Raw genomic sequence first — 14,383 nt, 5'->3', positions numbered from 1 at the left:
TTCGCGGGCGCCGGGAAATGCACCGCACGCTATTTCATGACAGTCCGTCAGAACCTTCTGGGCCTCCCGTTCCCCGCCCTTCTGCACCTGCTCGTCCCCTCATTTCGACACCCGACGGCACCGCGGGAGAGACTGCAGGCATGGCGGTGGTCCGGATCGGTACACGTGCGTCCACGCTGGCGCTCACACAGACCGGCCACGTGGCGCAGGACCTCGCGCGGCTCGGCGGGCTCGAGATCGAGACGGTGCACGTGCGCACCGAGGGCGACCGGCTCACGGGCAGCCTGGCGAGCCTGGGCGGCACGGGGGTGTTCGTCACCGCGCTGCGGGACGCGCTGCTCGACGGTCGCTGCGACGTCGCGGTCCACTCCCTCAAGGACCTGCCGACCGCGCCCGCGCCCGGCCTGACGATCGCCGCCGTCCCCGTGCGCCAGGACCCGCGCGACGCCCTGTGCGCGCGGGACGGCCTGACCCTGCGCACGCTGCCGCCCGGCGCGCGCGTCGGCACCGGGTCGCCGCGCCGCGCCGCGCAGCTGCTCGCCACCCGGCCCGACCTCGAGGTGGTGGACATCCGCGGCAACGTCGACACCCGCCTGGGACGCGTGGCCGGAGCGGGCCACGGACCGGGCGACCTCGACGCCGTGGTGCTGGCCCGCGCGGGCCTGGCGCGGCTGGGCCGGCTCGACGCGGTCACCGAGGAGCTCGACGGCGACGTGATGCTCCCCGCGCCCGGCCAGGGCGCGCTCGCCGTCGAGGTCCGCACCGCGGACCTGACCGGACCGGCCACGCCCCTGGCCTCGGCGCTCGCGGCCCTCGACGACCGGCCGACGCGGCTCGCCGTCGCCGCCGAGCGCGCCCTGCTCGGCCGGCTCGAGGCCGGCTGCGCCGCTCCCGTCGGCGCCCTGGCCTCGCTCGCGAGCGGCGGGACCGGCCACGCGGGCGAGTCGCTGCGCGTCCAGGCGGTGGTGGCGCGGACCGACGGGACGGCCACGCTCCGTCGCGAGCTGACGGTGGCAGCGGACGAGGCCTTGCGTGGCTCCGCGAGCCCGGCAGCGAGCGAGGCAAGGCTCGACGAGCGCGGGGCTGCCGCTGCGGGCACCGAGCTCGCCGACCTGCTCCTGGCCGCGGGTGCGGCCGAGCTCGCCCCGGTGGGACCGAGCGCATGAGCGACCGCACCGACGACCGTACGGACGCGCGAGCCGACGACGGGATCTGCGGCGCGGAGGCGACCGTCGCCGCGCTCGCGAGCACCGCGGGGCGCGGTCCGCTGCGCGGCTGGCGCGTGCTGGTCCCCCGGCCGACGGCCGGGCAGTCCGGAGCGGCGGTCGCCCTCGCCGCGGCGGGCGCCGCGCCCGAGCTCGTCCCGCTCATCGCCATCGACCCCCCCGAGGAGACCGGCCCGCTCGACGACGCGCTGCTCGCGCTCGGTGCCGGGTGGTACCGCTGGCTCGTCGTGACCAGCGGTGCGGCGGTCCCGGTGCTCGCGGACCGGGCGGCTGCCGCCGGGCGCACGCTCGCCGCGCTCGTCGCGGACGGCCGGACGCAGGTCGCCGCGGTCGGCCCCGGGACGGCGCGCGCGCTCGCGGAGGCGGACGTCGCCACCGACCTGACGCCACGCGGCCCGTCCACGGGCGCCGCGCTGGCGGCGCAGTGGCCGCCCGCGCCCCCCGCCGAGCCGGGCGCCGGCACGGACGCTGCGGCGGGCGACGAGCGGCCGGCGCGGGTGCTGTTCGCGCGCGGGGACCTGGCCGCGTCCACCGTCGCCGACGGGCTGCGCGCCCGCGGCTGGCAGGTCGACGAGGTCGTCGCGTACCGGACCGTGACCGCACCGCCGCCGCCCGACGACGTGCGGGACGACTGGCGCGCGGGTCGCATCCGGGCTGCCCTGCTGACCTCCGCGAGCACGGTGCGCGCGCTCGTCGAGCACCTCGGTGCGCCGCCGGCCGGCACGCTGCTCGTCGCGATCGGCCCGACGACGGCCGCCGAGGCCCGCCGCCGGGGCCTGCCGCTGGCCGCGACCGCCGACGAGCAGACCATGTCCGCGCTGGTCGCCGCGCTCGCGCGGGCCGCGGCGGACGCCCCCGACCCGAACCCCGACGAGGAGTCACCGTGACCGAGCACCCGCACCCGGGCCGCGTCCGTCCCCGCCGCCTGCGCGCCACCCCCGCCATGCGCCGCCTGGTCGGCGAGGTCGACGTGCAGCCGCGTCAGCTGGTGCTGCCCCTGTTCGTCCGTGAGGGGCTGGCGGAGCCGCGTCCCATCGCGTCGATGCCGGGCGTCGTCCAGCACACGCTCGAGTCGCTGCCGGCCGCCGTCGCCCAGGCGGCGGACGCCCGTCTGGGTGGCGTGATGCTGTTCGCGGTGCCCGAGCTCCGGGACGCGACCGGCACCCAGGCGACCGCGTCGGACGGCATCCTCAACCGCGCGATCGCCGTCGCCGCGCGGGAGGCGGGCGGCGCCCTCGTCGTGCAGGCGGACCTCTGCCTGGACGAGTTCACGGACCACGGCCACTGCGGCGTGCTCACCGCGGACGGGCGCGTCGACAACGACGCGACGCTCACGCGGTACGCCGAGATGGCGCTCGCGCAGGCGGCTGCGGGCGCGGACCTCGTCGGCCTGTCCGGCATGATGGACGGCCAGACGGGCGTCGTGCGGGACGCGCTGGACCAGGCCGGGGCCGACGAGGTCGCCGTGCTGGCCTATGCGGCCAAGTACGCCAGCGCGTTCTACGGCCCCTTCCGGGACGCCGTCGAGTCGCAGCTCGAGGGCGACCGCCGGACCTACCAGATGGACCCCGCGAACCGGCGCGAGGCCGCGCGCGAGGTCGCGATCGACGTCGCGGAGGGCGCCGACGTCGTCATGGTGAAGCCCGCGCTGGCCTACCTCGACGTGCTCGCGGACGTCGCGGCGAGCAGCCCCGTCCCGGTGGCGGCCTATGCCGTGTCGGGTGAGTACGCGATGATCGAGGCAGCCGCCGCGGCGGGCTGGATCGAGCGCGAACGGGCGATTCGTGAGTCCGTGCTCAGCATCCGCCGCGCGGGTGCCGATCATGTGCTGACGTACCACGCGACGGAGCTGGCCGGATGGCTGGCGGAGGAGTACCGATGAGCCCGACGAATGCCGAGGCGTTCGCGCACGCGCAGGCCGTGATCCCGGGCGGGGTGAACTCGCCCGTGCGCGCGTACGGGTCGGTGGGCGGGACGCCGCCGTTCCTCGCGTCCGCCCGCGGTGCGTACGTCACGGACGTCGAGGGGCGCGAGTACGTCGACCTCGTCGGGTCGTGGGGGCCGGCACTGCTGGGCCACGCGCACCCGGAGGTGGTCGCGGCGGTCCAGGAGGCGGCCGCGCGCGGGCTCGGCTTCGGCGCGCCCACCACCACGGAGGTCGAGCTCGTCGAGGCGATCCGGCACCGGGTCCCCTCGGCCGAGCAGGTCCGCCTCGTCTCGACCGGCACCGAGGCGACCATGACCGCCCTGCGGCTGGCGCGCGGGTACACGGGGCGCGACCTCGTCGTGAAGTTCGCCGGCTGCTACCACGGGCACGTCGACTCGCTGCTCGCCCAGGCCGGCTCCGGCCTGGCGACGCTGGCCCTGCCCGGCTCCGCGGGCGTGCCCGCGGCCGTCGCGGCCGAGACGATCGTCGTGCCGTACAACGACGTCGCCGCGCTCGAGGCCGTCTTCGCCGAGCGCGGGACGCAGATCGCGGCCGTCATCACCGAGGCCGCGCCCGCCAACATGGGCGTGGTCCCGCCGGTGCCCGGCTTCAACGCCGCGCTGCGCCGGCTCACGCACGAGCACGGCGCGCTGCTGATCCAGGACGAGGTGCTGACGGGCTTCCGCGTCGGCTACTCCGGCTGGTGGGGGCTCGAGGGCCTGCGCGAGGGGTGGTCGCCCGACCTGTTCACGTTCGGCAAGGTCGTCGGCGGCGGGCTGCCCGTCGCGGCGGTCGGTGGCCGGCGCGACGTCATGGCCTTCCTCGCTCCGCTCGGCCCGGTGTACCAGGCGGGCACGCTGTCCGGGAACCCGGTGGCGACGGCCGCGGGCCTGGCGACGCTGCGGCTGGCCGACGCCGAGGTGTACCGGCGGGTCGACGAGGCCGCTGCTCGTCTGCGCGACGCCGTGACCAAGGAGCTCGCCAACGCGGGCGTCCCGCACGCGCTGCAGTGGGCCGGCTCGCTGTTCTCGATCATGTTCGGGCCCGACGCCGCCGCGGGCGGCGCGAAGGACTACGCCGCGGTGCAGGCGACCGAGCACTGGCGGTACGGGCCGTTCTTCCACGCCCTGCTCCAGGCCGGGGTGAGCGCCCCGCCGTCCCCGTTCGAGGCGTGGTTCGTCTCCGCGGCGCACGACGACGAGGCCCTGTCCCGCATCGAGGAGGCGCTCCCGGCCGCCGCGCGCGCAGCGGCCGAGGCCACCACCGCCTGAGCGTCCCAGCCGCTCGACGGGCTCCGGGACAGGTCAGTCGTAGATCGAGGACATGGTCTGCGCGAGGACGTCGTCCACCGCGCCGGTGAGGACCACCACGTCGTCGACCTTGCCGCGCCACGGCGCGACCACCTCGCCGTCCAGCTTGGCCGAGCCCACCCGGAACACGCCCGAGGACGGCGCCACGGCTCGGACCGGGACGGTCACCGGCTCTCGCTCGTCCCACTGGTCCCCGTCCTCGTCGAAGACCCAGATCGAGGCGTCGTGCGCACCGGCGTTCCAGGTCGCGACGACGCGGTACCGGTTGCCGGGCACCACGTGGACGCCGGACATCACCCGGGACCGCGCGGCCCCGGCGCGATCGCTCGCGCGCAGCGACAGCGAGAAGCACACTCCGTCGCCGGTGGGGCAGCGCGCGTCGCGCACGACGCCGAGCGCAACCGCCGTGACCTCCGACGAGGCCTGGCTCACCGCGATCCGTGCGTCGCGCGTGGCGGGCACCAGGGTGGCCGCCAGCCCGAAGCTCGTCGTCGTGTCGACCACCGCGGGCGCGGTCGCCGCGTCGGCGGCGGCGTCGAAGCGCAGCAGCGTGCCCGTGTCCTGCGTCTCCGCCACCCACTGCGTGCTGGACGTGACCGCGAGCGGCTGGGCGCCGTAGGAGTCGGCGGCGACCCGGCCCGCACCCTCGTCGAACCGCCACTTGTGGGTCGCCTTCGCGGTCGGGACGTCCAGCCGATAGCTCACCTCCGGCCCGGAGTTGCCGGCGCGATCGATGGCCTGCGCGACGAGCGTGGTAGGCCCGGACGATCGGGGCGTGACGCTGACCACCGCGCGTCCGTTCGTCGCCGGGACCTCACCGCCGTCGTCGGGGAGCTCCCTCTCGTCGAACCGGAACGCGACCGCGTCCTCGTCGCCGACGAGCCGGAACTCCCGCGGCGTGCCGACCGGCGTGTCCGCGGGGGACAGCGGCACGATCCGCACCGGACCGGGGTCGACGTCGTCGACGGCGAAGCGGCAGGAGGCCACGGGGCTCGTGCCCCCGCCGACGTTGCTGGCGCGGACCCGGAGCTCGAGCGCCACTCCTCGGGCGAGCTTCGAGCCGACGGTCGCCTTCGGCGTGGAACCTGCCGTGCCGGCCAGGCTCCGCTGGGACCAGACCACCGCACCCGAGGAGACGCGGACGACCTGGAAGAGCACCGCCTGCCGCGGCCCGGAGGCGCTCCCCCGTGTCGTCGCGGTCAGCACGGGGGTCCGGTCGTTCACGTAGCCGGCGCCACCCACGCCGCAGGCGTGGCCGCCGACAGTCAGCCGCGTCGGCGGCTGCGGTGCGTCGGCCGCAACGGCGGGGCTGCTCCCGGCAGCGAGCAGCACACCCGCGAGGAGCACCACGCCGACGCGCACCTGCGTGGGCCGACCTGGGAGGACGCGCATCTGTTGCCCCCTGCACTCGAGCTCCCGCGCACGGTGCGCGGGCCGCGGCCCCTGTGGTCCACCCGCGCACGGTACTCCCCGGCGGAGATGCGCGTCGGCGCCTCACCCGTCCGGAGCAACGGTCAGGCGGCGGAGCCGCGGCGGTTGGCGGCCAGCAGGAGCCAGATCACGTACGGCGCGCCGACGAGCCCGGTGACCACGCCGGTCGGCAGCGGCGACGGCATGACCTCCTGGGCCACGACGTCGGCGAGCTGCATCAGGAGCGCGCCGACGCACGCGGCCGCCAGCACGTCCCCCGTCCGGCCGCCGACGAGCCGCCGCGCCACCGGTCCCGCCATGAGCGCGACGAACGCGATCGGCCCGGCCGCCGCGGTCGCCAGCGCGACGAGCGCGACGCCCAGCAGCATGAGCGCGCGCCGGTCCCGCTCGACGTGCACGCCGAGCGCGAGCGCGGCGTCGTCGCCCAGCTCGATCACGACGAGCCGGCGCTCGAGCACGAGCGCGAGCGGCAGCAGCACGACGAGCCCGGCGGCGAGCGTCGCGATCTGCGCGGGCCCCGCGAGGCCCGACGACCCGGTGAGCCACAGCATCGCGGCGCGCGCGTCGGAGATCTCCGCGCGCGAGACCAGGTAGGAGGTGATCGAGGAGAGGAACGCCGCCACGCCCACGCCGACCAGGATGAACCGGTAGCCCTGGACCCCACGGCGCCAGGCGAGCACGTACACCAGCAGGGCGGTGCCGAGCGCGCCGACGAGTGCGAGCAGCGAGACGCCGACGCCCGCGAGGTCGGCGAGCACCAGTGCCGCGACCGCGGCGGTGCCGGCACCGGCGGAGATGCCGAGCACATCGGGCGACGCGAGCGTGTTGCCCAGCAGACGCTGGAACACGGTCCCGGCCACGCCGAGCGCGAGTCCGACGAGCACCGACGTGAGCGCCCGCGGCAGACGCAGCTCGCGGACGATGAAGTCGGTCGCCGGGTCGGACCCGAGGTGCAGCGCGGAGCGCAGCGCGTCCCAGGGCGAGATCCCCGCGGACCCGAGCGTGAGCGTCCACGCGAGCACCACGACGACCGCGAGCGCGAGACCCGCGGTGACCGCGGCGCCCAGCGTGTGCCGTCGTCGTCGGGCCCTCGCGACGAGCACGCCCGGGGCGGGCCGGTCGACGGTCGTCGCAGGCACCGTCACGGGGGCCGTCACAGCGCGACCGTCCGGCGGTACCGCACGAGCGCGACGAACACGGGCGCTCCGATGATCCCGAGCACGACACCGACCTGCAGCTCACCCGGCGCCACGACGACGCGCCCGACGACGTCGCACACCAGCAGCAGCGTCGGCGCGAGCACCAGCGTCCACGGCAGGATCCAGCGGTAGTCGGGCCCGCAGACCAGGCGGGCGGCGTGCGGCACGACGAGCCCCAGGAACACGATCGGCCCGCACGCGGCGGTCGCCGCCCCGCACAGCACCGCGACGACAGCGAACGCCAGGCCGCGCGTCAGCCCGACCCGCTGCCCGAGCCCGCGCGCGACGTCGTCGCCGAGCGCGAGCCCGTTGAGCGCCCTCCCGAACCCGAGCGCCACGATGATGCCGACGACGAGGTACGGCGCGAGCTGCCCGAGCACCGGGCCGTACCGGCCGGCGAGCGACCCGACCTGCCACAGGCGCATCTCCTGCAGCACGTCGGTGCGGGTCAGCAGCACGGCCGAGGTCACGGAGGACAGCGCGGCGGTGACCGCGACGCCCGCGAGCGCGAGCTTCACGGGCGTGGCGCCGTCCCGCCCCACGGCCGCGATGCCGTACACGACGACGGTCGCGACCCCGGCCCCGAGGAACGCGAACCAGACGTAGCCCTGCGCGTCCTGCACGCCGAGCGTCATGATCGCCACGACGATCGCGACCGCCGCGCCGGCGTTGACCCCCATCACGCCCGGGTCGGCCAGCGGGTTGCGGGCGACGCCCTGCAGCAGCGCGCCGCCCAGGCCCAGCGCGGCTCCCGCGAGCAGCCCGAGCAGCGTGCGCGGCACCCGCATCTCGCGAATCACGGTGTGCTCGGTGCTCGTCGGGTCGAACGCGGTGAACGCGTGCAGGACGGTCGACGGCGTGACGTCGCGCGAGCCGAGCGCCACCGACACGAAGCACACGACGACGAGCACCGCGACGGCGGCGGCGAGGCCGAGGGTCAGGCCCGCTCGTCGTCGGACGGACGTCGCACGCGACGCCCCGGCCGGCGCGTCGTCGACCGGGGCGTCGGATCCGTCGAGGAGGGCTCGGGTCACGCGTCTCCGACGTTCTCGTCGGCCTGCTCGACCACCGTCGTCAGGCGCTCGAGCTGCGCCGCGTAGTCCGGGTAGGTGTGCAGCCAGTACGCGGGCCACGTCGTGGTCGCGCCCGCCGCGTACGCCTTGATGCTGCTCGCGATCGGCTGCGCCGTGAGTGTGTCCTCGTTGCCCGGGTGATTGCGGTCGTCGAACATCAGCAGGTCGGGCTGGTAGGTGTCCGCGTTCTCGAAGCTCAGGGACTGCCAGTACGGGAAGTCGGGGTCCGGCGTCGTCGGCACGATCACGTCGAGCCCCCACGACTGCAGGTCGAGCAGCTCGGGCGCGTACTCCGGGACCGCCACCGCGTACGTGTCCTCGTACGGGCTGATCGCGAGGGCCGTGAGCCCGGGCTTCGCGGCAGTCGCCTCCTCGAACGCCGCCACGGCCGCGTCGAAGTCGGTGCGCTGCTGGTCGACGACCGCCGTGTCCGCGCCGAGCGACTTGGCGAGAGTGGCGTAGCCCTCGACCAGGTCGACGATCGAGTCGCCCTGGGAGGGGCCGACGACGGGCGCGAGGTCGGCGAGCTTCTTGCTCTCCTCCTCGACGCCGCCCTCCATCCCGGAGTAGGCGTCCTCGGCCGGCCACCAGTCGCCGACGATCAGGTCCGGCTGGAGCGTCGCCGCCTTCTCGACGTCGATCACGCCCCACTCCTCGGACAGCACCTCGACGCCGGTGAGGTCGACGCCCTGGAGGCCGACGTCCGACGCGATGGGCCCGTCCGCGTACACCGCGACCGGCGTGATGCCGTAGCTCAGGAGCGCCTTGGCCGCGTAGGCGTGCGCCACGATCCGCGTCGGGACCTCGTCGGCCGTGTAGGTCTTGCCGTCACCGGAGACGTAGGACCAGCCGGCCTCGCCGGCCGTCCCACCGTCGGCGGGCTCGCCGTCCGGATCCGTGCCCGACGAGCAGGCGGACAGCAGCAGTGCGGCAGCGACCGCGAGGGCGCCGAGACGACGAGACACGAAGAGGTTCCTTCCGGAGGAGGGACTTAGGCGAGGCTAACCTTCTCACTCCCCCGCCCTCACCCCAACCCCCGTCTCACCCTCACCCACCCCTCACCACCGAGCGCGGACGCTCCGCCCCGATCGCGCCCGTTCAAGGACCGCACCCGGCCCACGACGTCCGCACTCGCGACCCACCGCGACCGCGCACACCGTCCGCGCCCGCGGACGTGGCGCGAGCGCGGACGGTGCGGCGTGAGCGCGCCCGCTCAAGGGGTGCGGTCGGTGCGCGACGTCCGCGCTCGGGGGAGGGAGGGGGGTGGGGTGGGGTGGGGTGGGGTGGGACTGGTTGTCAGGCCGTTGGGACCGGGCGGTCGGTGGCGGCGGTGATCGCGGCGAGCTCCTGCTCGGCGGCGAGCTCCGCGGCGCGCTCGCGGCGGTAGGCGCGGACCGACCAGACGATCGCGAAGACCCAGACGACCGCGATCGCGGCGAGGACCCAGGCCTGGGCGGGGGTGCCCTTCAGGCCGACCCAGTCGGACCGGATGATCGTGCGCGTGTTGGTCAGGACGATCACGCCACCGACCGCGGACCCGAGGATGCGCGGCGGCACGATCCGGACCAGCCATGCCGCGATCGGAGCGGCGATCAGGCCGCCGATGAGGAGCGCGAGCACCCACGCGAAGTCGATGCCCTGCGAGCCGAGCGAGAACAGGAAGCCCAGCGACGCGGCGATCGCGACCAGCAACTCGGACGTGTCGATCGAGCCGATGACCTTGCGCGGCTCCATGCGGCCGGACGCGAGCAGCGCGGGCGTGCCGACCGGGCCCCAGCCGCCGCCACCGGTCGCGTCGACGAAGCCGGCGAACAGGCCGAGCGGCGCCAGGAACCGCTTGCGCACCGGCATCCCGAGCCGGTCCTTGCGCAGTCCCTTGAACGTGAACCGGATCAGGATGTAGGTGCCCAGCGCCAGCAGGATGCCGGCCATGACTGGCGCGGCCGCGTCGGTCGCGAGCTTCGACAGGACGGTGGCACCCAGGAACGCGCCGACCGCGCCGGGGACGCCGACCCGCCAGACCACCTTCCAGTCGACGTTGCCGAACTTCCAGTGGCTGACGCCCGACGCGAGCGTCGTGCCGATCTCCGCCAGGTGGACGGTCGCGGACGCGGCGGCCGGGTTGGTGCCGATCGCCAGGAGCAGCGTGGTGGACGTGACGCCGTAGGCCATGCCGAGCGCGCCGTCGACGAGCTGGGCGGCCAGGCCGACGACGGCGAGGAGGAGGAGCTGGGGCATCGGAGACCTCGGGGTGCGAGAAGCGAACGGGACCGGATAACCCGATAATCCCGACCGACAGACTCGCTATTCAAGGAGTGATCACGATGTGAGACGACTCAGGGGTTCTCCCACGCGTCCGCGCGCTGCAGCATGGCCGTCACCGGCGTCGGGAGCGTCCCCTGCGCGAGCTGCGCGATCGTCACCTCGTCGAGCACGTCCCGCACGCTGACCCGCAACGCGACCCACACGTCGAGAAGTGCTGCGGCCGAGCCCTCGTAGGACAACGAGGGCGGGCGCTCGTCTCGCACCGTCACCAGCGGACCCTCGACCGCGCGCATGACGTCGGCCAGCGTGATCTCCTCGGCGGGCCGCGCCAGGCGGTACCCACCAGACCGGCCACGCACGCTCGCGACGACGCCGCCGCGCCGCAGGTCGCCCAGGATCCGCTCGAGGAAGCTGGTCGGCAGCCCCTGGCCGGCGGCGAGCGTGTCCACCGCGATCGCCTCACCCGGCGCGCTGACCGCCAGCTCGGCGCACGCCCGCACCGCATAGTCCGCCTTCGCCGAGACCCGCATCCCCCCATTCTGCCCGCCCGCGCGCCCCGCCCCCGGCGCACCCTCCGCCGACCACGCGATCTCTCCGGGTATGAGCCCGCCAAGCCGGAGACATCGCGTGGTCGGCGGAGGTGGGGCGGGGTCAGCTCACCAGGGTGGGGGGTGGGTGGGAGCCTGGGGTCGGGAGGTCGCCCGTGAGGAGGTCGGCGAGGGTCACCTGGTCCAGGACGCCGTGCAGCGAGTGGTCGAGCGCGCCCCACAGGCTGGGCAGGTGCTGCGCCACGCCGCGGTAGGCGAGCGCGTCGGGCGGCGAGGCCCGCACGGTGACGAACGGCCCCTCCAGGGCGGCGACCACGGGTCCGACGAGGATCTGCGCGGCCGGCCGCGCGAGCTGGAACCCTCCCCCGGCGCCCCGCTTGCTCACCACGTACCCGAGCTTGCGCAGGTCCGTGAGGATCGTCTCGGCGTACTCGCGCGGCAGGTCCTGCTCGGCGCTCAACGTCTCGGCGGTCACCAGCTCGGGCTCGTGCTGCGCCAGCAGCAGGAGCGCGCGCACGGCGTAGTCCACCTTGGCGGAGATGTGCACGGCCGCGCCTCAGGCCCGCACGGTAGTCGTCGGCAGCACGTCCGTGCCAGGTGCGCCCGCCACGTCCGACGAGCCCGACGGGTCACCCGGGCGCGCGGCCGCGAGCGCCGCGTCGGCCTCCCCGACGGAGAAGTGCGTCGCGACGAGCGCGCGCAGCCACACGGTCTGCCCGACGGCCAGGCCGAGCTCCTCGACCTGGGCGCGCGTCAGCTGCACCCACGGCGTCGAGCCGTCGGCGGTGCGCGCCTCGACCCGCACCTCGTAGCCGACGCGCTGCAGCCGGGTCACGGTCGCCTGCACCGCCCCCGCCCGCTCGTCGGTCAGCACCTCGAGGTCGTGCGGCCGCACCAGCGACCCCGCCAGGCGCGTGACCGGGCCCAGGAAGGACATGACGAACGCGTTCGCGGGGTGGTCGTACAGGTCCGCGGGCGAGCCGACCTGCTCGATACGGCCGCCGTTGATCACGACGATCTCGTCGGCGACCTCCAGCGCCTCCTCCTGGTCGTGCGTGACGAACAGCGTGGTCACGTGGACCTCGTCGTGCAGGCGGCGCAGCCAGTCCCGCAGCTCCTTGCGCACCTTGGCGTCCAGCGCGCCGAACGGCTCGTCGAGCAGCAGCACCTCCGGTTGGACGGCGAGCGCGCGCGCCAGGGCCATGCGCTGGCGCTGGCCACCGGACAGCTGCGAGGGCAGACGCTCGGCGAACTGCTCGAGGTGCACCAGCTCGAGCAGTTCGGCGACCCGGTCGCGGATCTCCGCCTTGGGCCGGCGCCGGATCTCGAGCCCGAAGGCCACGTTGCGCGCGGTCGTCAGGTGCTTGAACGCGGCGTAGTGCTGGAACACGAACCCGACGGACCGGCGCTGCGGCGGCAGGAACGTCGCGTCCCGCCCGGCGATCTCGACCGTCCCGCGGTCGGGGTAGTCGAGGCCGGCGATGATCCGCAGGAGGGTGGACTTGCCGCCACCGCTGGGTCCCAGCAGCGCGGTCAGCCCGCCCGGCCGCACCTCCAGGTCGATGTCGTCGAGCGCGACGAAGTCGCCGAACGAGCGGTGCACGCCGCGCACGACGATGCCCGACGGGTCACCCGCCGGCGCGTCGCCGTGCCGGCGGTGCGGCCGGTGCTGCTCGAGCTGGGTCATGACCTGTCCTCCTTGGGCCGCAGCGCGGCGATGACGACGATCAGCACGACGGCGATCGCCATGAGCACGAACGCGGCGGCGAACGCCTGCCGCTGCGCGTCCGGCCCGAACTCCTGGTACGAGTCGTTGACGTAGAGCGTGAGGGTCTGGGACTGCCCGGCGACCGAGCCGGAGACGACGCGCACCGCGCCGAACTCGCCCATCGAGCGGGCGAGGCTCAGCGCGACGCCGTAGGCCAGGGCCCACTTGATCGTCGGGAGCGTGACGCGCCAGAACCGCTGCCACGCGTTCGCACCGAGCGACTGCGCGGCCTTCTCCTGCTCGATCCCGGCCTCCTCGAGCGTCGGGACGATCTCGCGCAGCACGAGCGGGAGCGAGACCAGGACCGTCGCCAGGACCATGCCCGGGACGGCGAAGATCACGCGGAAGCCGGCGTCCTCGAGCGCGCCGCCGAACCAGCCGTACGTGCCGTAGACCAGGATCAGGGCGACGCCCACGACGATCGGCGAGATGGAGACCGGCAGGTCGATCACGGCGGAGACGAACCGCCGGCCCCAGAACCGGTAGCGCACCAGCAGCACGCCCATCCCCACACCGAAGACCGTGTTGAGCACCACGGCGATGCCCGCGACGACCGCGGTGAGCCGCAGCGCCGCCAGGAAGTCGTCGGACGTCAGCACCTCCCACACGGGTGCGAGACCGTCGGCGAACGTGTGCTGGACCACCGACACGACCGGGAGCGCGACGAGCGCGAGGACGTACCCGATCGCGACGAGCCGCAGGACCCACGCCGTGCGGGTGGTGCGCCGACGCGCTCGTCGGACCTGGGGGTGCACGGCGGGAGGCGCGGCCGGACGCGCGAGCGTGTCAACCACGGCGGGCCGTCCGGCGCTGGACGCCGTCGAGCAGGACCAGCACGACGACGGCGACGACGAGCAGCAGCGTCGCGACGGCGGCGGCAGACTGCGTCTCCTGCGACTCGATCATCTTGAGGATGTAGGACGACGACACCTGGGTCTTCCCGATGAGGTTGGCGGAGATGAGGATCACGGACCCGAACTCGCCGAGCGCGCGGGCGAAGCTGAGCGCGGCGCCGGACACGACGGCCGGCGTGACGGTCGGCAGGATCACGCGGCGGAAGATCGTGAACCCGCTCGCGCCCAGCGACGCCGCGGCCTGCTCGACCTCGCGGTCCGCGTCGATCAGGACGGGCTGCACGGACCGCACGACGAACGGGAGCGTCACGAACAGCAGCGCGAGCACGACCCCCGCGCGCGTGCCGACCAGGTTGATGCCGAACGGCCCGCTCGGCCCGTACAACGTGATGAGGACCAGGCCCGCGACGATCGTCGGCAGCGCGAACGGGATGTCGATGACGACCTCGAGGATCCGCTTGCCGGGGAACCGGTCACGCACCAGGACCCAGGCGATCAAGGTCCCGACGACCGCGTTCACGACCGTCACGAGCGCCGCGGCGCCCACCGTGAACTGGATCGCCGCGAGCGCCTCACGGTCGGTGACGGCGTCCCAGAACCCGGCGAGACCCTCGTCGAACGCGGTCGAGACGATCGCCGCGATCGGCAGCAGCACCAGCAGGCTGAGCCACAGCACGCCCACGCCGAGGCCGAGGCCCGCGCCCCGCGTGAGCTCGCCCGGGCGACGTCCCCGCCCCCTGGCGGAGGACGTCGCCCGGTCGACCTGGCCGACGAGGGACACG

General features: G+C 75.0%; 14 protein-coding genes. 4 read left to right on the top strand and 10 right to left on the bottom strand.

Annotation, left to right across the window (positions count from 1 at the left end):
- The first annotated feature begins 140 nt into the window (after positions 1-140).
- Genes hemC through hemL form a run of 4 tightly spaced genes read left to right on the top strand, consistent with a single transcriptional unit; the run spans position 141 to position 4,424 of the window.
- On the top strand, positions 141-1,166 hold the full coding sequence (gene hemC / locus KIN34_RS04850) for a hydroxymethylbilane synthase (protein WP_214347472.1): 1,026 nt from the start codon (positions 141-143) through the stop codon (positions 1,164-1,166).
- The gene (locus KIN34_RS04845; protein ID WP_214347470.1) at positions 1,163-2,113 is read left to right on the top strand and encodes a uroporphyrinogen-III synthase; all 951 of its coding nucleotides are present in this window, start codon (positions 1,163-1,165) and stop codon (positions 2,111-2,113) included. The genes hemC and KIN34_RS04845 overlap by 4 nt, the downstream gene beginning before the upstream one ends.
- On the top strand, positions 2,110-3,108 hold the full coding sequence (gene hemB / locus KIN34_RS04840) for a porphobilinogen synthase (protein WP_214347468.1): 999 nt from the start codon (positions 2,110-2,112) through the stop codon (positions 3,106-3,108). Before KIN34_RS04845 ends, hemB begins: the two co-directional genes overlap by 4 nt.
- Positions 3,105-4,424, top strand: coding sequence for a glutamate-1-semialdehyde 2,1-aminomutase (gene hemL, locus KIN34_RS04835; protein WP_214347465.1), 1,320 nt, complete (start codon positions 3,105-3,107; stop codon positions 4,422-4,424). The genes hemB and hemL overlap by 4 nt, the downstream gene beginning before the upstream one ends.
- 33 nt (positions 4,425-4,457) lie before the next feature.
- Here the strand turns inward: hemL and KIN34_RS04830 are convergent, their stop codons facing one another.
- The 10 genes from KIN34_RS04830 to cysT all read right to left on the bottom strand — a co-directional run bounded on the left by KIN34_RS04830 (position 4,458) and on the right by cysT (position 14,382).
- Positions 4,458-5,855: a hypothetical protein gene (locus KIN34_RS04830; RefSeq protein ID WP_214347463.1), complete on the bottom strand. Its 1,398-nt coding sequence runs from the start codon at positions 5,853-5,855 to the stop codon at positions 4,458-4,460.
- 122 nt (positions 5,856-5,977) lie between these two features.
- Positions 5,978-7,051 (bottom strand): FecCD family ABC transporter permease, encoded by a 1,074-nt coding sequence (locus KIN34_RS04825; protein ID WP_307858091.1) that lies wholly within the window; start codon positions 7,049-7,051, stop codon positions 5,978-5,980.
- Positions 7,048-8,127, bottom strand: coding sequence for a FecCD family ABC transporter permease (locus KIN34_RS04820; protein ID WP_214347461.1), 1,080 nt, complete (start codon positions 8,125-8,127; stop codon positions 7,048-7,050). Before KIN34_RS04820 ends, KIN34_RS04825 begins: the two co-directional genes overlap by 4 nt.
- Positions 8,124-9,131 (bottom strand): ABC transporter substrate-binding protein, encoded by a 1,008-nt coding sequence (locus KIN34_RS16705; protein ID WP_214347459.1) that lies wholly within the window; start codon positions 9,129-9,131, stop codon positions 8,124-8,126. The genes KIN34_RS04820 and KIN34_RS16705 overlap by 4 nt, the downstream gene beginning before the upstream one ends.
- A gap of 331 nt (positions 9,132-9,462) precedes the next feature.
- Complete coding sequence (locus KIN34_RS04810) at positions 9,463-10,404, bottom strand: sulfite exporter TauE/SafE family protein (RefSeq protein WP_214347457.1); 942 nt, start codon at positions 10,402-10,404, stop codon at positions 9,463-9,465.
- A gap of 98 nt (positions 10,405-10,502) precedes the next feature.
- Positions 10,503-10,961 carry an RrF2 family transcriptional regulator gene (locus KIN34_RS04805; RefSeq protein WP_214347455.1) on the bottom strand — a complete coding sequence of 153 codons (459 nt, stop codon included), beginning with the start codon at positions 10,959-10,961 and terminating at the stop codon, positions 10,503-10,505.
- A 121-nt stretch (positions 10,962-11,082) separates the two neighbouring features.
- Positions 11,083-11,526 carry an RrF2 family transcriptional regulator gene (locus KIN34_RS04800; RefSeq protein WP_214347454.1) on the bottom strand — a complete coding sequence of 148 codons (444 nt, stop codon included), beginning with the start codon at positions 11,524-11,526 and terminating at the stop codon, positions 11,083-11,085.
- 9 nt (positions 11,527-11,535) lie between these two features.
- Positions 11,536-12,666 (bottom strand): sulfate/molybdate ABC transporter ATP-binding protein, encoded by a 1,131-nt coding sequence (locus KIN34_RS04795; protein ID WP_237689043.1) that lies wholly within the window; start codon positions 12,664-12,666, stop codon positions 11,536-11,538.
- Positions 12,663-13,541 (bottom strand): sulfate ABC transporter permease, encoded by an 879-nt coding sequence (locus tag KIN34_RS04790; protein ID WP_214347452.1) that lies wholly within the window; start codon positions 13,539-13,541, stop codon positions 12,663-12,665. Before KIN34_RS04790 ends, KIN34_RS04795 begins: the two co-directional genes overlap by 4 nt.
- Complete coding sequence (gene cysT, locus KIN34_RS04785) at positions 13,534-14,382, bottom strand: sulfate ABC transporter permease subunit CysT (RefSeq protein WP_214347449.1); 849 nt, start codon at positions 14,380-14,382, stop codon at positions 13,534-13,536. Before cysT ends, KIN34_RS04790 begins: the two co-directional genes overlap by 8 nt.
- Between the last annotated feature and the right edge of the window lies 1 nt (position 14,383).

It is taken from the genome of Cellulomonas fulva (assembly GCF_018531375.1).
In the GTDB taxonomy this organism is placed as follows: Bacteria; Actinomycetota; Actinomycetes; order Actinomycetales; family Cellulomonadaceae; genus Cellulomonas; species Cellulomonas fulva.
Note: the sequence above shows the minus strand (reverse complement) of the source record. Positions and strands in the feature narration are given on the sequence as shown.